Origin of the sequence: Loktanella sp. Alg231-35 (assembly GCF_900143545.1) — a bacterium.
GTDB lineage: Bacteria > Pseudomonadota > Alphaproteobacteria > Rhodobacterales > Rhodobacteraceae > Yoonia.
The window spans coordinates 354,158-372,351 of the sequence record NZ_FREV01000004.1; the positions used below are offsets into that span (position 1 = coordinate 354,158).

At 56.4% G+C, this 18,194-nt stretch carries 18 protein-coding genes; 12 read left to right on the forward strand and 6 right to left on the reverse strand.

Annotated elements, in window-relative coordinates:
• Positions 1-12 precede the first annotated feature (12 nt).
• The 5 genes from DHN10_RS11665 to DHN10_RS11685 all read left to right on the forward strand — a co-directional run bounded on the left by DHN10_RS11665 (position 13) and on the right by DHN10_RS11685 (position 5,416).
• Positions 13-1,446 carry an FAD-linked oxidase C-terminal domain-containing protein gene (locus tag DHN10_RS11665; protein ID WP_108815487.1) on the forward strand — a complete coding sequence of 478 codons (1,434 nt, stop codon included), beginning with the start codon at positions 13-15 and terminating at the stop codon, positions 1,444-1,446.
• 62 nt (positions 1,447-1,508) lie between these two features.
• Complete coding sequence (locus DHN10_RS11670; protein ID WP_108815488.1) at positions 1,509-2,630, forward strand: FAD-binding protein; 1,122 nt, start codon at positions 1,509-1,511, stop codon at positions 2,628-2,630.
• On the forward strand, positions 2,630-3,949 hold the full coding sequence (gene glcF, locus DHN10_RS11675; RefSeq protein ID WP_108815489.1) for a glycolate oxidase subunit GlcF: 1,320 nt from the start codon (positions 2,630-2,632) through the stop codon (positions 3,947-3,949). The genes DHN10_RS11670 and glcF overlap by 1 nt, the downstream gene beginning before the upstream one ends.
• Before the next feature lie 58 nt (positions 3,950-4,007).
• Positions 4,008-4,808 carry a trypsin-like serine peptidase gene (locus DHN10_RS11680; RefSeq protein ID WP_108815490.1) on the forward strand — a complete coding sequence of 267 codons (801 nt, stop codon included), beginning with the start codon at positions 4,008-4,010 and terminating at the stop codon, positions 4,806-4,808.
• A gap of 140 nt (positions 4,809-4,948) precedes the next feature.
• Entirely contained in the window at positions 4,949-5,416 is a 468-nt protein-coding gene (locus tag DHN10_RS11685) for an Hsp20 family protein (protein WP_108815491.1), read from the forward strand.
• A gap of 89 nt (positions 5,417-5,505) precedes the next feature.
• Here DHN10_RS11685 and DHN10_RS11690 read toward each other — a convergent pair whose 3' ends face one another.
• On the reverse strand, positions 5,506-6,510 hold the full coding sequence (locus DHN10_RS11690; RefSeq protein WP_199910666.1) for a GlxA family transcriptional regulator: 1,005 nt from the start codon (positions 6,508-6,510) through the stop codon (positions 5,506-5,508).
• A gap of 125 nt (positions 6,511-6,635) precedes the next feature.
• On the opposite strand from DHN10_RS11690, the gene DHN10_RS11695 reads away from it, so the two are divergent.
• On the forward strand, positions 6,636-7,265 hold the full coding sequence (locus DHN10_RS11695; RefSeq protein ID WP_108815492.1) for a helix-turn-helix domain-containing protein: 630 nt from the start codon (positions 6,636-6,638) through the stop codon (positions 7,263-7,265).
• Here DHN10_RS11695 and DHN10_RS11700 read toward each other — a convergent pair.
• From DHN10_RS11700 to DHN10_RS11720, 5 genes are read right to left on the reverse strand one after another with little or no spacing between them, the layout of a single operon-like run.
• Positions 7,262-8,008 (reverse strand): DUF1194 domain-containing protein, encoded by a 747-nt coding sequence (locus tag DHN10_RS11700; RefSeq protein WP_108815493.1) that lies wholly within the window; start codon positions 8,006-8,008, stop codon positions 7,262-7,264. The genes DHN10_RS11695 and DHN10_RS11700 overlap by 4 nt on opposite strands.
• On the reverse strand, positions 8,009-9,076 hold the full coding sequence (locus DHN10_RS11705; RefSeq protein ID WP_108815494.1) for a heme-dependent oxidative N-demethylase family protein: 1,068 nt from the start codon (positions 9,074-9,076) through the stop codon (positions 8,009-8,011).
• 1 nt (position 9,077) lies between these two features.
• Complete coding sequence (locus tag DHN10_RS11710; RefSeq protein WP_108815495.1) at positions 9,078-10,040, reverse strand: PDR/VanB family oxidoreductase; 963 nt, start codon at positions 10,038-10,040, stop codon at positions 9,078-9,080.
• Positions 10,037-10,633 (reverse strand): dimethylamine monooxygenase subunit DmmA family protein, encoded by a 597-nt coding sequence (locus DHN10_RS11715; RefSeq protein ID WP_108815496.1) that lies wholly within the window; start codon positions 10,631-10,633, stop codon positions 10,037-10,039. The genes DHN10_RS11710 and DHN10_RS11715 overlap by 4 nt, the downstream gene beginning before the upstream one ends.
• A 52-nt stretch (positions 10,634-10,685) precedes the next feature.
• Positions 10,686-11,834, reverse strand: coding sequence for an aminomethyltransferase family protein (locus DHN10_RS11720; RefSeq protein WP_108815497.1), 1,149 nt, complete (start codon positions 11,832-11,834; stop codon positions 10,686-10,688).
• Positions 11,835-12,076: 242 nt separating this feature from the next.
• On the opposite strand from DHN10_RS11720, the gene DHN10_RS11725 reads away from it, so the two are divergent.
• The 6 genes from DHN10_RS11725 to glnT all read left to right on the forward strand — a co-directional run bounded on the left by DHN10_RS11725 (position 12,077) and on the right by glnT (position 18,181).
• Positions 12,077-13,441 carry an ammonium transporter gene (locus tag DHN10_RS11725; protein WP_108815498.1) on the forward strand — a complete coding sequence of 455 codons (1,365 nt, stop codon included), beginning with the start codon at positions 12,077-12,079 and terminating at the stop codon, positions 13,439-13,441.
• Between the two features lie 17 nt (positions 13,442-13,458).
• Entirely contained in the window at positions 13,459-13,674 is a 216-nt protein-coding gene (locus tag DHN10_RS11730; RefSeq protein WP_108815499.1) for a hypothetical protein, read from the forward strand.
• Positions 13,675-13,811: 137 nt separating this feature from the next.
• Positions 13,812-14,741: a class II glutamine amidotransferase gene (locus DHN10_RS11735; protein WP_108815500.1), complete on the forward strand. Its 930-nt coding sequence runs from the start codon at positions 13,812-13,814 to the stop codon at positions 14,739-14,741.
• 3 nt (positions 14,742-14,744) lie between these two features.
• Entirely contained in the window at positions 14,745-15,428 is a 684-nt protein-coding gene (locus tag DHN10_RS11740; RefSeq protein WP_108815501.1) for a GXGXG domain-containing protein, read from the forward strand.
• An 11-nt stretch (positions 15,429-15,439) separates the two neighbouring features.
• On the forward strand, positions 15,440-16,786 hold the full coding sequence (locus DHN10_RS11745) for an FMN-binding glutamate synthase family protein (RefSeq protein ID WP_108815502.1): 1,347 nt from the start codon (positions 15,440-15,442) through the stop codon (positions 16,784-16,786).
• A 66-nt stretch (positions 16,787-16,852) separates the two neighbouring features.
• Positions 16,853-18,181: a type III glutamate--ammonia ligase gene (gene glnT / locus DHN10_RS11750; RefSeq protein ID WP_108815503.1), complete on the forward strand. Its 1,329-nt coding sequence runs from the start codon at positions 16,853-16,855 to the stop codon at positions 18,179-18,181.
• The last annotated feature ends 13 nt before the right edge of the window (positions 18,182-18,194 follow it).

Here is an 18,194-nt window from a genome sequence, read left to right on the forward strand (position 1 = left end):
GGGAATCGCAAGATGGAAATGCCCGCCCCGAATGCCAGCGTGCTGTCGCGTAAGGACCAGATCGTCGCGCGGCTGAAAGAGGTGCTGCCTGCCAACTCTGTCATCTCGGACGAAAGCCAGACGCGTGCTTATGAATGCGATGCGCTGACCGCGTATAAGTGCCCGCCACTTTGCGCGATCCTGCCCGCCAACACCGACGAGGTTTCTGCCGCGCTGAAGGTTTGTCACGAAATGGGTGTGCCTGTGGTTCCGCGCGGCTCTGGCACGTCACTGGCCGGTGGTGCGTTACCGACGGCCGATTGCGTGATCCTTGGTGTGGCCAAGATGAATGGCGTGATCGAAACCAACTATGCGGATCGCTACATCAAAGTACAAAGCGGGCGCACCAACCTATCGGTCACAGGCGCGGTCGAGGCAGAGGGCTTCTTTTACGCCCCTGATCCGTCAAGCCAGCTTGCCTGTGCCATCGCAGGTAATATCGCGATGAATTCGGGCGGTGCGCATTGCCTGAAATACGGTGTTACGACCAACAATCTGATGGGCGTCACTATGGTGATGATGGATGGCACGATTGTCGATGTCGGCGGTGCGCATTTGGATGCCGCAGGGTTGGACGTGCTGGGTGTGATCTGCGGATCGGAAGGCCAGCTTGGCGTCGTGACAGAGGCAACCTTGCGTATCCTGCACAAACCCGAAGGCGCACGCCCCGTGCTGATGGGTTACGATAGTGCTGAAACTGCGGGGCAGGTTGTTTCGGACATCATTAAGGCCGGCATTCTGCCGGTCGCCATCGAGTATATGGACGAAATGTTGATTGGCGTCTGTGAGGATTTCTCTGGTGCGGGTTATCCCGAATGCGAGGCGCTTTTGATCGTCGAAGTTGAAGGGTCCGAGGCCGAAATCGACGATCAGCTTGCCCGGATCACAAACATCGCGGCCAAACACAATCCGGTCGAGCTGCGCGAGGCCCAATCACCTGATGAGGCCGCACGCATCTGGGCGGGCCGCAAGGCTGCGTTCAGCGCTATTGGCAAAATCTCTGACTACATGTGTCTGGATGGGACTATTCCGGTGTCGTCATTGCCCTATGTCCTCAAACGGATTGGCGAGATGTCCAAACATTACGGTCTGGGCGTTGGCAATGTGTTTCATGCGGGCGACGGCAACATGCACCCGCTGATCCTTTATGATGCAAATAAACCCGGCGATCTGGAAATCTGCGAAGAGTTTGGCGCCGAGGTGCTGAAGCTCTGCGTTGAGGTGGGTGGCTGTCTGACCGGCGAACACGGTGTGGGCATCGAAAAGCGCGACTTGATGAACGTGCAATATGATCCTGCCGACCTTGAAGCACAGATGGCGATCAAGGATGTTTTTGACCCTAACTGGTTGTTGAATGCCGCCAAGGTCTTTCCACTGGCAAGCTCTGAGCCACGCCGTGCCGCATAGAGGGGGCTTTGCCCCCGCGCGTTCGCGCCCCCCAAGATATTTTTGAACAAAAGAAGACGGACATGACGCCCAAGACCGAAGCAGAACTGGCCGAGATGATTGCAGCGGCCAATGGCCCCCTGCGGATCAAAGGTGGTGGTACGCGTCCTATCGGGCGGACGACAGGCGAAGAGTTACGCACGTCAAGCCTGAGCGGGATCAGCCTGTATGAACCCGGTGCGCTGACAATTGTCGCAGGCGCCGGTACGCCGTTGTCTGATATTGAAAAGACGCTTGCCAAGGAAAACCAGCGCCTTGCGTTTGAACCGATGGACCATCGCCCCCTTTTGGGCACGACGGGCGAACCCACGCTCGGCGGTATGGCCGCGGCCAATGTCTCTGGCCCACGCCGCATTGCTGTTGGGGCGTGTCGTGATTTCATGTTGGGCGTGCGCCGTGTTGATGGCGCTGGCACGATCATCAAGAACGGTGGCCGGGTGATGAAAAACGTGACCGGCTATGATCTGGTCAAACTGATGACAGGCGCTTACGGCACGCTAGGAGTGCTGACCGAGGTGTCCTTGAAGGTGCTGCCGGATGTCGAAACCATGGGCACGGTCATGTTGCATGGTTTGCCTGATGATAGGGCGATTGCAGCACTGTCCACAGCACTTGGGTCGCCATTTGAAGCCACAGGTGCCGCGCATTTCCCCAAGAGCAAATTTGGTGAACCGCTGACCATGATCCGGGTCGAGGGGTTTGAGGCTTCGGTGACATACCGTGCCCAAAAACTGCGTGACCTCCTCAATGGCTACGGCGACGCTGAGATTGCCGTTGGCGCGACCGAAGGCCCCGGCTCTGCCGAGGGCTGGAAATGGGTCCGCGATGCCGCGGCATTTGCCGATCAGCCCGGAGATGTCTGGCGGGTTTCCGTTAAACCATCGGAGGCAGCCGCCATTGCCGCCCGGATGAGCGCAAACGCCGTGCAATACGACTGGGGTGGCGGCCTGATCTGGGCGTTGGCCGATGCAGGTCATGACCTGCGCGGCGCGATTGGGCCTTTTGATGGCCATGCCACGTTGATCCGTGGCATCGCTGACGTGCCTGTCTTCCAGCCAGAGCCCCCCGCCCTTGCGACACTGACCAAGGGCCTGCGCGCCAAATTCGACCCTCGTGGCATTCTTAATCCTGGGATCATGACCTGATGCAGACGACATTCACGCCAGAACAGCTGACCGATCCCAATATCGCCCGCTCCAACGACATCCTGCGCAACTGCGTACATTGCGGTTTTTGCACCGCCACTTGCCCTACATATCAGGTCCTCGGGGATGAACTCGACAGTCCGCGTGGCCGCATCTATCTGATCAAGGATATGCTTGAGAATGAGCGTAAGCCGGACGAAAAGACCGTTAAGCACATCGACCGTTGCCTGTCCTGTCTGGCCTGCATGACGACCTGCCCTTCTGGTGTGCATTACATGCATCTTGTTGATCATGCCCGCGCATACATTGAAAAGAACTATGATCGCCCTTTGTCGGATCGCGCTTTGCGCTGGATCCTTGCAAGCATCCTGCCTTACCCCATGCGGTTTCGGATTGCCCTGCTTGCGGCCAAGATCGGGCGCCCGTTTGCGCGATTGATGCCGGATGCGCGTCTGCGCGCAATGTTAGAGATGGCCCCAAAAACCATTCCGCCGGTTAGCTGCAACGACGATCCGCAGACCTTTCCCGCGCGCGACAAAAAGATGCGCGTGGCCCTGATGACTGGTTGCGCCCAAAAGGCGCTGAACACCGATATCAATGACGCAACCATCCGCCTGTTGACCCGTTTAGGGGCAGAGGTGGTTGTGGCCGAAGGTGCAGGGTGCTGTGGGGCGCTGACCCACCACATGGGCAAGGAAACCGAAAGCCACGCGACAGCGGCCAAGAACATCAAGGCATGGGCCAGGGAAATTGACAACGGCGGGCTGGACGCGATTGTGATCAATACCTCTGGCTGCGGCACAACAGTAAAAGATTATGGCCATATGTTCCGCAATGATCCGCTGGCGGCGGATGCTGCGCGCGTGTCCGCCATCGCCATGGATGTCTCGGAAATCCTGATGAAGCTGGACATGCCCGAGGGCGCGGACAAAAACACCAAAGTGGCCTATCACGCTGCCTGTTCCTTGCAGCATGGTCAGCAGATCAAGACCTTTCCCAAGGATTTGCTCAAGAAGGCCGGGTTCACGGTTTTGGAGCCAGCGGACAGCCATCTGTGTTGCGGGTCAGCTGGCACCTACAACCTGATGCAGCCGGAGATTTCCAAGCAACTGAAGGACCGCAAAGTCCAGACACTTGAGGCGCTGACCCCTGATATCATCTCGGCAGGCAACATCGGATGCATGATGCAGATTGGCGGGGGCACAGATGTGCCCATTGTGCATACGGTTGAACTGCTTGATTGGGCGACGGGCGGACCACAGCCGCCCGCATTGACAGCACCGGGCAAGCGCGAACCGCAGATCCCGATCCTGCGTTGATGACATAATCCTGCCGCAAGTCTTTCGCAGGCTGATCGCTCGTGCTTCAAGGTGATTCATGCTTCGGTTCCTGATCTCAGTATTCCTTCTTGCGGCCTCCGCCCTGCATGCGCAGGAAAGCGGGCTGGTCACGCTTGAGACACGGCAGGATAGCCAAGGCTGGGAAGCCGTTGGCCGGCTCGACATCCGGGGTAAAGGGTTTTGCACAGCGGCACTGATCCGCGAAAGGCTGATCCTGACGGCAGCCCATTGCCTTTATGACAATGACGGCAGCCTGATTGCACCAGACCGTTTTGAATTTCTCGCAGGGCTGCGTGATGGGCGCTCGCAGGCGACACGTAACGTGGCCAGAGCCATCGCACATCCTGAATACAACTTTGGCGGCGGGGCGTCAGATGCAGCCGAGGTTGCCATGGATATCGCCGTACTGGAACTGGATCAGCCGATCCGTACGACACGCATCCGGCCATTCCTGATAGCACAACGCCCCATTACGGGTGATGCAGTGGGCGTCGTGTCCTATGGGCGCGGGCGCGCAGACACGCCAAGCCTGCAAGAGGTCTGCAATGTTCTGGGACGCCAGACCGGTGTGATCGTGATGACTTGCGATGTGGAATATGGCTCAAGCGGATCACCGGTCTTTATGGTGCAGGATGGGGAAACCCGGATCGCATCTGTTGTGTCTGCGATGGCGCAGGTGAACGGGCAGAAGGTTTCGCTCGGGACGTCATTGGCGGGTCCGTTGAATGCGCTGCTGGCCCATTTTGCCACCCTTGGCCCCGCCAGACCGGGTGGCACTCAGCGGCTGATCAATAGTACGGAACGCAATGAAACCGGCGCGAAGTTCGTCCGTCCCTGATCTAATTAACCTCTTGAAAGCCGAAAAACGGGTTCCCACATAAGCTGTGTCGGGATGCCAATGATGGGTTTCGGCGCAAATCGCCTGTCCCTTATGGGAAGGCAATAACATCGTTATCGCTTACTGAAAGGATGACCCAAATGCGTGCATTTGATCTGACCCCCCTCTACCGTGCCACCGTTGGTTTTGACCAGATCGCCGATCTGATGGATCGTGCGCTTGCCAGCGACGTCGGCCAGAACACATACCCCCCATATAACATCGAAAAGACCGAGGAAGACGCATGGCGTATCTCTATCGCTGTTGCCGGTTTTTCTGATGATGACCTCGCGATTGAGGTCAAGGATCGTGCGCTTTTGATCACGGGGCGCAAGGCCTCTGATGAGGCCGAGCGCAACTACCTGCACCGTGGCATCGCCACCCGCGCGTTTGAGCGGCGCTTTCATTTGGCCGACCATGTGCGCGTCACAGGGGCGACGCATGAAAACGGCATGTTGAACATTGATCTGACCCGCGAAGTGCCCGAAGCGCTCAAGCCGCGCAAAATCGAGATTGCAGCTGCTGGTAAGACTGATGCGAACCTCGTTGAGGCAAAATCGGTCAACTAACCCGCGATAGTGAAGTTGTTGCACTGCAAGCGCGTCACCCAACCCGGTGGCGCGCTTTTTCGTAAGTGTAACCCGTCTGCGAAAGCCGCCTAAGCAGATGGCACAATCGTATTGTCCCGCACACGGAACATGTTGATCTTCTTGCGGTCCTCGGAAGGATGGATGCCAAAGACGTCGATGTATTTCTTACACAGCGTCGGCGCGTTTGCATAACCCACAGCGAAGGCGATCTGGGTCATGCTGTCCTTGCTATATAGCAAAAGCTGGCGGGCTTTGTGCATCCGCAGGGATTTGTAGTAGCCGCCGGGCGTGTTGCCCGTTGTCTTGTGAAACATGCGTTCCAGCTGGCGCACGGAGACGCCGACCTGATCGGCCACATCCGAGATATTGATAGGGTCCTCGATGTGATCGGCAAAGATATCAACGGCCTGCCGCACAATGGCTGGCAGCATGTCATGTGTGCTTTCGGTGGCAAAGGTCGGTTTGCGTTGCGTGACCCCCTGCCCGCGCACCAGAGGGTGCTGGAACCAGCAGGCGACCTCGGTCGCCACATCTGATCCAAGGTTCTCTTCGATCAACAGAAGTGACAGATCAAACGCCGCAGCCGCACCCGACGCGGTCAGCCGATTGCGGTCGATCATGATCACATCTTCGGTGGGTTTGAGGCGGGGAAATTCAGCGGCAAAGGCGGCCTCGTAGCACCAATGTACTGATGTGGTGTAGCCAGACAAAAGGCCGCTGCGCGCCAAAGGGAAAATGCCGCCGCTAATCGCCCCCATGGTCACACCGTGCCGTGCAAACTTGCGCAACCGACCTTCGGAGGTCACCGGATCTTCAAAACGGGATGATGGCCCGCTGAGCAGGAAAAGCTGGTCCAGTTTTTCGCAGTCTTCCAGCCGCAAGTCGGGTTCAAACCAGACCTTGGCGCTGGCTTCGACCCGTTCGCCATCTTCTGACACCAGCTTCCACGAAAACGTCTCGGCGCCCGCAATTTCGTTTGCGGCGCGCAGGGGTTCGATCATCGAGGTCAGGCAGGCCATCGGGAATCCCGGAAAGATTAGAAAGCCTATCTGGATATTTTTATTCAAGGTCATAAAATTATCCTAGCAGGAAACAAATGTGGTATTCTAGACAAGGACAAGCGAAAATCTTCAATTGAGTCATTGTATGACCGGAGCAGAGCAGTAAGTGAATGACCATTGAAAAGCCGGATCCCCTAATGTCTGCCACACCTCTTCAACAAGACCCGCATCGCGTTCGTGAACACCGTGAAAAAGTGCTCGAAGTTGCAATCGGCCGCGAAGTGCGCGCCTATCGCCGCAAACAGGAAATAACAGTTGCCGAACTTTCGGCGATGACCGGCCTGTCCATCGGCATGCTCTCGAAAATCGAGAACGGCAACACGTCCCCGTCTTTGACGACGCTGCAGACCCTGTCGAACGCGTTGTCCGTACCGCTGACCTCTTTCTTTCGCGGCTTCGAAGAAGACAGAATGGCCGTTCACACCAAAGCCGGTGAAGGGGTTGAGCTGCAACGGGACGGCACCCGTGCCAACCATCAATACAATCTTCTTGGGCATATCGGATCAAACGCCAGTGGGGTCATCGTTGAACCCTATCTAATCACCCTTTCAGAAAAATCAGATGTCTTCCCGACGTTCCAGCACGGCGGGATCGAAACGATATATATGCTTGAGGGCGAAGTTGACTACCGCCATGGCGAAGGTGTCTATCCGCTCAAACCGGGTGACACGCTGTTTTTCGATGCCGACGCACCACATGGACCAGAGGTGCTGGTTAAACTGCCTGCGCGCTATATCTCGGTCATCTCCTACCCGCAGGACGGTTAATCAACCATCCGTCCCAGAACCGGGAACGACAGTTCGCGCAGCAATTTGCGCCGCATCGCGCGGGCGTAGTCGCCATAACCATAGGCGATCATGGCAAAGGCTTCGGGTCCATGGATCACCTCAGTCTCGTAGTAGTCCTTCAATGATTGCGGAGTGAGGCTTGTGCCCTCGCTTGAGGTGTTGTTCGGGTTGCCAACGACGAGCGCATTTACTGTAATGCCAGCAAAGACCGGCGCGCGATAAAGTTCTTGCGGCGTAACACCAATGTTGTTTTTCCCGTCGCCAGAAACGTCAATCGTGTGCTGCCAACAATGCGATTGCTGCGCCAGCATTGCGGCGCCAAACTCCAATGCCGTTCCCATGGCCGTCCGCAGCCCGGCCCGGACCTTTTGATGCGAACGAATGCGTGTGATTGCCCGATCCAGCGCACCCGGCCCGTCCAGCGAAATCCAAGGTTGGATGACATATTGATGGTTGCGCGAACTCCACTCATAGATTGCCAGCGACACCGGCGCATCCGTGCTGAACAGGATCAGCGACCGGACGTCAGGATCACTTAACGCTGCGACCAATCCGGTGATCTGTTGGTTATATTCGGCCTCGTTCACAGAACCTGACACATCAAGTGCAAGAACAAGGGCCAAGCGACACTGCTGCGCCTGTGCAGGCGACACAAGAAGGCAAAAGATGGCGAGTAAGACCTGCGTGACCAAGCGGAACCGGATCACACAAGGCATTTTCATTTAGGTCTTCAGTGCTGGTTCGGTCTCAAGATCAGGCCAAATTCCATCACTTGTGGGCAGCCCGTCATCGAACTTTGACAGATAATCGAGCATCATCGGCCGGTTGTCGATGAACCCTTTGTAGGTCGCCAATTCCTCGGGCAGATCACGGATCACCCGGTGCAGGCGCCGCCCCCATTTTGGCGCGGTCATCAGGTCCTGAAAACTGCAAAGATAGCAGCGGATCGGAAAGACCAGCGCGTTAGAGCGTGGCAGACGGAAGAAGGTCTGCAACTCGACCCTCAAATGCTGTTTTGCGCCGATATTTTCGGGCGTCAGCGTCGTCTTTTGGATGCCCCATTTGTGGTAATTCTCGGGGCTGGTATCCAAAAGCGGGTTCACCGTCATTGTCCAGTTAAGGCGTCGCGCGGGCGCGCCCTGTTGAATGTTCAGCAGGAACTTGAGCGCGCGCACAAAGATGCCCTTTTCATGGGCCAGCGGCACTGGCGCGTGCCACTCAAAGAAGTTCATTCCGATGTCAAAATCCAGCGACCAATCGGCCTGCGTGGTCACCATGCCCGCGTCCATCCAAAGGTTATCATCGCGCTGATCCAGCACGCAGAAATCGCCCTGAGCCTGCCGAGTGATATACTCCATCGGGCCGTAAGGCAGCGTGGTTTCATCCAGAAACACAAAGCTGTCGTCGATGCCCAGCGGCTTGTTCACCCAGCGCCAGTTGTTTCCGTCGCGGTGCAGTTCGAACAGATCTGGATAGTCCTCGGACTTACTGACCATGATCAGCTCCAGCAGGTCCCAACCCGCAAGCGTCATATGTGGCAAGGACTGGCAGCGCAGCGGGTCGTCGGCCAGCACCATCGCCCGGTCACGCATCTCGGCCACATAGTGTTCATCGACGTCGAAGCGTTTTTCATAGACGCTGTCTACAGGGCCGCCCCGGTGTTGCTCCATGTTGACCGAGTACATGTAGCTGTCTTCATGGAACGGAAATGGAAAGCGCTTGATTGCCCTGTCGGAGTTGAAAAAGGAGTAATCGTCGCGGAATGTTTCGTCGTTGAATTGAATGGTCATATCAGCGGTCCAATACCAGTGTTTTGCCTTCAAAGCGGCTGACGCAGGGCATGATCTTTTCGCCGTTTGCGTGTTCATCATCATCAAGCCAGTGATCGCGGTGGATGAAGTTGCCAGTGTAGTCGATCACCCGCGTCTCGCACTGCCCGCAAGCGCCACCACGACAGAGGTAAGGCGCGTCCACACCTGCGCGCTCTATCGCTTCCAGCAGACTTTCGGTCTCACCAACCTGAATAACCTTGTTCGAGACGGCCAGTTTCACCTCAAACGGCTTACCCGGCTGCGGGGCAAGGAATTCTTCATAATGTACCGCCTCACGTGGCCAACCTTCGGCAGTTGCGGTACCGCGCACCCACTCAATCATGCCCTTGGGGCCGCAGACATATACGTGGGTGCCCAAAGGTTGCCCGTCCAGCAAGTTGACCAGATCAATCTTATCGTTCTGATCATCGTAGTAGATGTGCGTCTCGTTCGGGTGATGGTTTGTCAGCTCATCCACGTAAGACCCAAGGCTTTCAGTGCGGCAGGCATAGTGGAGTTCCCAATTGCCATTGAACCGCTCTAACTGTTTGATCTGCGCCAGAAACGGCGTGATCCCGATGCCTCCGGCCAGAAACAGGTGCTTTTTCGCGCGCAAATCAAGGCTGAACAGATTGACCGGGTAAGAGATGGTCATCTCATCCCCAACCTTCACCCGTTGATGCATAAAGAGTGACCCTCCGCGCCCTTCATCATCACGGCGTACAGAAATGGTATAGGCCGATTGATCCATCGGATCAGACATCAGCGAATAGGGATTCAGGCGAGTGATATCTCCGTCCCGCATCTCAACCACGGTGTGTGCGCCACCCGAAAAGGTTGGTAATCGACCACCATCAACACGCGCGAACTTGAAGCGCGTCACCAGCTCATTCAGGGGGACAATATCCGTCACTTTGACGGCAATTTTTTCTGCGCCGCTCATTCGTAAATCCCCTTTGGTTCGGGCACGTTGCCAGGGTCTTCGGCGTCGATGCAGACACCTTGATAGGCGGCCAACCTACGTGAATAGTGATCCCGCACAAACAGGTTCAACCCGCAATGCGCGCAGACAAACGGGTCGGTTTCGACATCTTCAGTGATCCCTTTGCAATGCACGCATTGAATCCGGCGTGCCGTTGATCCGCGATGCTCTGTCTGGATTGCCGTATGGGGAATACCCGCCTGCATGGCGGCATTCTGCGCCTGCCCCATCAGACCTTCCGTACCTGCAAGATAGACCTGCAATCCCATCTTGGCATCAGCCAGCGCCTTGTGGATACGCTGCTCTGCCGCACCGTATGACGGACCCGCATAGAAAGATGCGGCGTTGAGGCCACGCAGCTTGTCCTCAAACGCCGCCCCTTTGGGAATATAGACGATGTGGGCCTTTGCCATCATGGCAGGCGTGGCGACATCCAGAATGGCCTCGGCACCTTCGGCATCTGCGATCAGCAGATGTGCGGCGCCATCGCGTTGTTCGAGAGTGCCATAGACCGGGCGACTTCGAATGCTTTGTGGAAACGTGAATTTAGACATATCAGTCCTTTGGAATGAAAAAGGCGCGCAGTGCCCTGCGCGCCCGATCCGATCAGCCCTTTGCAGCGCGAATCGATTTGTCTTTGTCGTAGAATGGCATTTCTTCCGCGGTTGCGGCCAGTTCCGTACCGTCTGGTTGCTTGACCGTCAGCTTGGTGCCCGGCTTGGCCGCATCCGGTGCAATCCGCGCAATCGCGACGCTGTAGTTGTTCAACTCGGACGACAGTCCGTAGGTGATGACGCCAATGTCTTTGCCGTCACGCAACACGCGCGCGCCCATCTCCATCTGATCCATGCTGTCAGACAACTGCACGCCGTAAATCTTAAAGCGCTCCTTGCCCTGCATGGCATAGTGGTTTTCGGCGCCGACAAAACCTTCCTTGCCAGGGGACACGGTGAACTCCAGACCAAGCTCCCACAGAGTGTCACCGCAGGGTTCATCATCGAATGGGAAGGTTTCGGAATTGTCACCGGGATAGAACAGCAAGTAGCTTTCGATGCGCAGCATATCGAGCGTGCTGAACTGGACTGGGCGGACGCCCATACCTTTGCCCGCTTCTAGAATGCTGTCCCAGAGATGCGTGGCATCTTTTGCACGGCAGAATATCTCGTATCCACGCTCACCGGTGTAGCCGGTGCGCGAGATCATGACATCACGACCATAGAGGCGCGTCTGCATAAGGCCAAAGTAAGCCAGATCCCGGATAGCGGGGATTTCTTTGGCCAAGAGATCAACGGAAACAGGCCCCTGCAAGGACATATCGTGCAGATCGTCGTCAAACAGGATTTCGCAGTTCTTGCCCGCCGCAACAGACGCCAACTGCTCCATCCCCGTGCCGGTACCATGCACGACCATCCATGAGTTCACGGCGAGGTGGTAGATAATGCAGTCATCAATAAACAACCCGCGATCATTCAGGATTGAGGCATATGTTGATCGGCCGGGGGCGATTTTTTCGACGTTCCGGGTTGTCACACGGTCAATGACATAGGCCGCGTCTGCGCCGACAACATGGACCTTCTTGAGACCAGAGACATCCATGAGGCCCGCCTTGGTGCGGATCGCCTCATAATCGGCTTTGGCACGCTCGGGCGTATGATCGTAGAACCACGCCGTGCCCATCCCGTTCCAGTCTTCGAGTTCACCCCCGATTTCGGCGTGGCGATGTGCAAGTGCCGACGATCTCCAAAGAATGGCCATTGGTCTCTCCCAGTCATGATTTTTGGTTTTCCTAATTGAGACTCAGGTGGTCTCCAAAAGCAAGACTGTTAGTCAAAAAAGTTTCCTGTCAGGCAACCGGAATTTGGGTTCTCGGCGGGCCCCAGCAGCGCCGAGAGCATACCGACTATTGACAGATCGGCCCAATTCAGTGTGATCTTTGAGGAAAAAATTATTACTGGTAGGCAAAAATTGCCACCACCATCAACAGGGGAGACTGTAAAGTGGATGGAAATCTAAACGCTCTAACGACCGTATTTACCGAGTTTTATTACTGGGTCACGGTTGTTTTCATGTTCCTGATTCATGTGGGGTTCTGCATGTATGAAGTTGGCGCTAGCCGTGCTCGGAATCACATGCATACCTTGATGAAGAACATCATGATCATCCCTTTGGTGACGGTCACATTCTTCTTCTTTGGCTGGTGGATCTACTGGGCATTTCCAAATTTCTGGATTTTCGGCGGTTCGCTGGATCTTGAAAGTGGTGCGGCGAATCTGCCGTGGTCTGAGAATATGGGCACAAACCTGGGGGATCGCATCACAGGTGTGTTCTGGGCCGCGTTCCTGCTATTCTCGTGGACGGCCGCATCCATCGTTTCTGGATCAGTGATTGAACGTATCCGTTCGTCCGCGCTTTGGGTTCACGCTGTTCTGATCGGTTCGGTCTTTTGGATCATCGATGCAGCTTGGGGCTGGCACTATGCCGGTTGGATGGTGCAGAAACTTGGCTACCACGATGCTTATGCCTCTGGTGTGATCCACGCCATTGCGGGCGGTTATGCCTTGGGTGTGCTCATGGTTCTGGGGCCGCGTATCGGTAAGTTTGCCAAAGACGGTACGCCGCGCGACATTCCTCCGCATAATCCATGGTTGCTGACAATCGGGATTTTCCTGATCTACACCGGTTTCTGGGGCTTTTATGCCGCGTGCAACGTGCCTGCGATTTCGCCAGAGGCGATCGGTGGTCAGATCACAGGGACAACCTGGACAGCAACAAACATCTATCTCGCGCCGACCTCATTGTCCGCGATCACGTTCAACTTCCTTATGTCACTGTCAGGTGGCCTGATGGCAGCGTATGTGGTGTCGAAGGGTGATGCGTTCTGGACATTCTCTGGCGGTTTGGCCGGGATCATTACGGCCTCTGCCGGCAATGACCTGTACCACCCAATTCAAGCCATGATCATTGGCGCTGTTGGTGTCGTGATTGTCTACAAGTTGCACTACTGGGTCGAACGCCGCTTCAAGCTGGATGACGCAGTTGGCGCTGTTGCGGTGCATGGTTATGCGGGCTTTGTCGGTTTGGTTATCTCAGGCTTTGTCCTTTGGGGTGTCCCAAGCTCGCCTTTCGAAGGCTATGCGACAATCAACCCTCTTGGTCAGTTCCTTGGTGCTGTGATCATGTTCTTTGTATTGGGTTTCCTGCCCGGTTTTGTGGTCTCGAAACTGCAAGCCAAAGCCGGTGTGCTGCGCATCCCGGAAGAGGTCGAATTGCAAGGTCTCGATTACGCCGAGCATCACGCCTACGAAGATGCAAAAGCGCAGATCATCGACGCTGACAGGGCCGCCCTCGCGGCCAAATCCTAACGAAAGGAAGATAACAAATGTCTACTATTGGATATGAAAGCTGGGCGGTTGACCTCGCTGATGTTGGTGCCGTCTACCCTTTCCAGGGTTGGGAAGTCGCGATGACGATCATTGGTGTTGCCTTCTGGCTCGGCTGGCACCGGATTCAATTCGTGCGCGAAGGCAAGCACCTTGAAGAGGCGCGCCAAATGGGCGAGCGGGACAAGATCGAAAAGATGCTGGAACGCTACTAAAGTACGATCCGGGCGGCCAGAAAACTGGGCCGCCCGATATTACCTAGGGGAAATTTTTATTCCTCATGGTTGAGGGTGTAGTGCTTAGCTGTTAGCCTTCGAATCAATAGAGCTCCACCCCTGAAAGGACAGCGCAGATGTGCGGAATTGTTGGGTTATTCCTCAAGGACAAATCACTTGAACCTCAGCTGGGTGAGCTGCTGACAGCTATGCTGATCACCATGACGGATCGCGGCCCAGACAGTGCCGGGATTGCTATTTATGGTGATGAATGGAAAGGCCGCAGCAAGATGACGGTGCAGGCCGCTGACCCTGATGCTGCATTTCCCGGACTGGACCAAGCGCTAAGCAATGCCATCGGTGGCAAGGTCAAGATGTCAGTGAAAAGCACCCATGCGATCCTTGATATTCCGGCCCGGTCAACGGCGCAGGTGCGCACAGCTTTACACAACATCAACCCCAACATTCGCCTGATGAGCCGTGGCGACACGCTTGAAATCTACAAAGAAGTGGGCCTGCCCAAGGATGTGGCAGAACGCTTTGATATTTCTAAAATGTCCGGCACGCACGGGATTGGCCACACGCGTATGGCCACTGAATCAGCGGTGACGACTATGGGTGCCCACCCCTTTAATACGGGCGATGACCAGTGCCTTGTACATAACGGATCGCTCTCCAACCACAATTCGTTGCGCCGCAAGCTGCGCCGCGAGGGGATTCACATCGAAACCGAGAATGACACCGAAGTGGGCGCTGCCTATCTGACGTGGCAGATGCAGAACGGGGCGACGCTTGGTGAGGCTCTGGAAAGCAGCCTTGATGACCTTGATGGGTTCTTTACCTTTGTTGTCGGTACCAAAGACGGTTTTGGCGTTGTGCGCGACCCGATTGCCTGCAAGCCGGCGGTGATGGCCGAAACCGATCAATATGTGGCCTTTGGCTCGGAATACCGGGCGCTTGTTGACCTGCCGGGCATCGAAGATGCGCGCGTTTGGGAACCCGAACCCGCAACTGTCTATTTCTGGAGCCACAACGCAGCCCCAACATCGAACGAAAAGGCCGCCTGATACATGCAAACAATCGACCTTCAAGACATCGGCCTGCGCGAAATGAACAAGACGTTGCATGCGCAAGCCGACACCACCAATCAGACCGCGTGGGAAATCGTGAACCCCAAGGGCGCACACGCGATTGCATGCGGGTTGGACGCACCCATCGAAGTGACGGTGAAGGGTTCAACCGGCTACTACTGTGCCGGGATGAACCAGCAGGCGACGGTGAACATTCACGGCTCTGCTGGCCCCGGCACAGGTGAAAACATCATGTCGGGCAAAATCATCATCGAAGGCGACGCAAGCCAGTATCTGGGTGCGACCGGTCACGGTGGGCTGATCGTGGTGAAGGGCAACGCATCATCGCGCTGCGGCATTTCAATGAAGGGCGTCAACATCGTCGTGCAAGGCAGTGTTGGGCACATGTCCGCATTCATGGGTCAATCCGGCAATCTGGTTGTTTGCGGTGATGCAGGCGATGCCTTGGGCGACAGTTGCTATGAGGCACGGTTTTTTGTGCGCGGCACAGTAAAATCACTGGGCGCCGATTGCGAAAAGAAAGAAATGCGTGCCGAGCACATCGAGATCCTCAAGGGGTTGCTGGATGAGGCAGGCATAGACGCCGATCCATCGGAATTCACGCGCTACGGCTCTGCCCGCAACCTTTACAACTTCGACGTCGATAACGCCGGCGCTTACTAAGGATACCACCCATGAACAAACACGACCCAAAGGGTATCCCGCACACAACGCCACGGCAGTCAGCCACGTTTACCCAAGATATCAACAGCGACATTCGCCGTGCGGCAGCCACAGGCATTTATGACATTCGCGGCGGTGGGGCAAAGCGCAAAGTCCCATCCTTTGACGATCTGCTGTTTATGGGTGCGTCCATTTCCCGCTACCCCCTCGAAGGCTATCGTGAGAAATGTGAAACGTCTGTGACCATCGGCGGGCTGCACGCCGAAAACCCGATTGAACTGGATATCCCGATCACTATTGCAGGCATGTCTTTCGGTGCGCTGTCCGGCCCTGCGAAAGAGGCCTTGGGGCGCGGCGCATCTGCTGCGGGCACCTCGACGACCACTGGCGACGGCGGCATGACACCCGAAGAACGCGGGCATTCTGACAAGCTGGTCTATCAATACCTGCCGTCACGCTATGGCATGAACCCTGATGATCTGCGCAAGGCCGACGCCATCGAAATCGTGGTTGGTCAGGGCGCGAAACCAGGCGGCGGTGGCATGTTGTTGGGCCAAAAGATCAGCGACCGCGTTGCCGAGATGCGCAATCTGCCTAAAGGGATAGACCAACGTTCCGCGTGTCGTCACCCGGATTGGACCGGCCCGGATGATCTGGAAATCAAGATCCTCGAACTGCGCGAGATTACAGGCTGGAAAGTGCCAATTTACGTCAAGGTCGCAGGCGCACGCCCTTACTATGACACGACATTGGCCATCAAGGCTGGCGCGGATGCAGTCGTGCTTGACGGTATGCAAGGCGGTACAGCCGCAACGCAAGACGTCTTCATTGAACACGTAGGCCAGCCAACCCTCGCCATCGTGCGTCCTGCGGTTCAAGCACTGCAAGACCTCGGGATGCACCGCAAGGTGCAGTTGATCCTATCTGGTGGTATCCGCTCTGGCGCCGATGTCGCCAAAGCTATGGCATTGGGTGCCGACGCTGTTGCTATTGGTACGGCGGCACTGATCGCATTGGGTGACAATGATCCAAAGTGGGAGGCCGAGTACAATGAACTGGGCACCACGGCGGGCGCCTATGATGACTGGCACGAAGGCCAAGACCCCGCCGGGATCACCACACAGGACCCAGAACTGATGAAGCGGTTCGACCCTATCGAAGGGGGGCGTCGCCTGCGCAACTACCTCAAGGTGATGACGCTTGAGGCCCAGACCATCGCGCGGGCCTGCGGCAAGAACCACCTGCACAATCTGGAACCAGAGGATTTGGTGGCGCTGACGATGGAAGCCGCTGCAATGGCCAAGGTCCCGCTGGCGGGCACCGATTGGTACCCCGGCAAGCCAAACACATCATATTAATCGAAAACGAGGGCGCGGCTGTTTACAGATCGCGCCCCATTCTTTCCAAAGACAGGGAAACACAAAATGGCAACTGATCTTGCAAAATTCGCCAAGGACAATGGCGTCAAATACTTCATGATTTCCTTCACCGATCTGTTCGGTGGACAACGGGCCAAACTGGTCCCCGCGCGCGCAATTGCGGATATGCAGGAAGACGGCGCTGGGTTTGCTGGGTTCGCCACATGGCTGGACCTGACACCGGCACACCCCGATATGCTGGCCGTTCCTGACCCCGAAGCCGTGATCATCCTACCGTGGAACAAGGAAATTGCTTGGGTTCCCGCCAACTGCGTCATGGAAGACCAACCGGTGGAACAAGCCCCCCGCAACGTGCTTTGTCGTCTGATTGACGAAGCCGCCGCAGAAGGCATGCACGTCAAAACCGGGATCGAGGCAGAGTTCTTTTTGTTAACGCCCGAAGGCGACCAGATCAGCGACCCTTACGATACCGCAGCTAAACCCTGCTATGATCAGCAGGCCTTCATGCGGCGTCTGGATGTGATCCGCGAAATCAGTGATCACATGCTGGAACTGGGCTGGAACCCGTACCAGAACGACCACGAGGACGCGAATGGCCAGTGGGAGATGAACTGGGACTTTGACGACGCGCTCAGGACCGCTGACAAACATAGTTTCTTCAAATTCATGGCCAAATGCGTCGCTGAAAAGCACGGCTTCCGCGCGACGTTTATGCCCAAGCCGATTGAGGGCCTCACTGGAAACGGATGCCACGCACATATCTCGGTTTGGGACGCACCGGGCGACAAGGCCAAAACCAATGTTTTTGCAGGTGCAGGTGAAGGACAAACCGGTGAATTGGGGCTGTCGGAGCGTGGCAAGCACTTCCTTGGCGGCATCATGAAACACGCCAGTGCCTTGGCGGCGATCACCAACCCAACCGTAAACAGCTACAAGCGCATCAACGCGCCACGCACCACGTCTGGTGCCACTTGGGCACCCAACACGGTGACTTGGACAGGTAACAACCGCACACATATGGTGCGCGTTCCCGGTCCGGGCCGCTTTGAACTGCGCCTGCCCGACGGTGCCGCAAACCCTTATCTGTTGCAGGCGGTGATCATCGCGGCGGGTCTGTCCGGCATCCGCTCTAAGGCGGACCCCGGCAAACGCCACGACATCGATATGTATGCCGAAGGTCACAAGGTCAAAGGTGCACCAAAGTTGCCGCTGAACATGCTGGATGCCTTGCGCGAATATGACAAAGACAAGGGCCTGAAAGCTGCAATGGGCGATGAGTTTTCCGCCGCCTACCTGAAGATGAAAATGCAGGAATGGAACGATTTTTGCGGTCACTTCTCGGATTGGGAAAAGGCAAACACGCTGGATATCTGATGGGCACAGCCCT

Bases quoted from the DNA above. Each gene is read 5' to 3' on its own strand.
- DHN10_RS11665 (WP_108815487.1), top strand. From the start codon at position 13: ATGGAAATGCCCGCCCCGAATGCCAGCGTGCTGTCGCGTAAGGACCAG.
- DHN10_RS11740 (WP_108815501.1), top strand. From the start codon at position 14,745: ATGCAAACAATCGACCTTCAAGACATCGGCCTGCGCGAAATGAACAAG.
- glnT (WP_108815503.1), top strand. From the start codon at position 16,853: ATGGCAACTGATCTTGCAAAATTCGCCAAGGACAATGGCGTCAAATAC.
- DHN10_RS11670 (WP_108815488.1), top strand. From the start codon at position 1,509: ATGACGCCCAAGACCGAAGCAGAACTGGCCGAGATGATTGCAGCGGCC.
- DHN10_RS11695 (WP_108815492.1), top strand. From the start codon at position 6,636: ATGTCTGCCACACCTCTTCAACAAGACCCGCATCGCGTTCGTGAACAC.
- DHN10_RS11680 (WP_108815490.1), top strand. From the start codon at position 4,008: ATGCTTCGGTTCCTGATCTCAGTATTCCTTCTTGCGGCCTCCGCCCTG.
- DHN10_RS11685 (WP_108815491.1), top strand. From the start codon at position 4,949: ATGCGTGCATTTGATCTGACCCCCCTCTACCGTGCCACCGTTGGTTTT.
- DHN10_RS11730 (WP_108815499.1), top strand. From the start codon at position 13,459: ATGTCTACTATTGGATATGAAAGCTGGGCGGTTGACCTCGCTGATGTT.
- glcF (WP_108815489.1), top strand. From the start codon at position 2,630: ATGCAGACGACATTCACGCCAGAACAGCTGACCGATCCCAATATCGCC.
- DHN10_RS11735 (WP_108815500.1), top strand. From the start codon at position 13,812: ATGTGCGGAATTGTTGGGTTATTCCTCAAGGACAAATCACTTGAACCT.
- DHN10_RS11705 (WP_108815494.1), bottom strand. From the start codon at position 9,076: ATGACCATTCAATTCAACGACGAAACATTCCGCGACGATTACTCCTTT.
- DHN10_RS11720 (WP_108815497.1), bottom strand. From the start codon at position 11,834: ATGGCCATTCTTTGGAGATCGTCGGCACTTGCACATCGCCACGCCGAA.
- DHN10_RS11690 (WP_199910666.1), bottom strand. From the start codon at position 6,510: ATGACCTTGAATAAAAATATCCAGATAGGCTTTCTAATCTTTCCGGGA.
- DHN10_RS11700 (WP_108815493.1), bottom strand. From the start codon at position 8,008: ATGAAAATGCCTTGTGTGATCCGGTTCCGCTTGGTCACGCAGGTCTTA.
- DHN10_RS11715 (WP_108815496.1), bottom strand. From the start codon at position 10,633: ATGTCTAAATTCACGTTTCCACAAAGCATTCGAAGTCGCCCGGTCTAT.
- DHN10_RS11710 (WP_108815495.1), bottom strand. From the start codon at position 10,040: ATGAGCGGCGCAGAAAAAATTGCCGTCAAAGTGACGGATATTGTCCCC.
- DHN10_RS11745 (WP_108815502.1), top strand. From the start codon at position 15,440: ATGAACAAACACGACCCAAAGGGTATCCCGCACACAACGCCACGGCAG.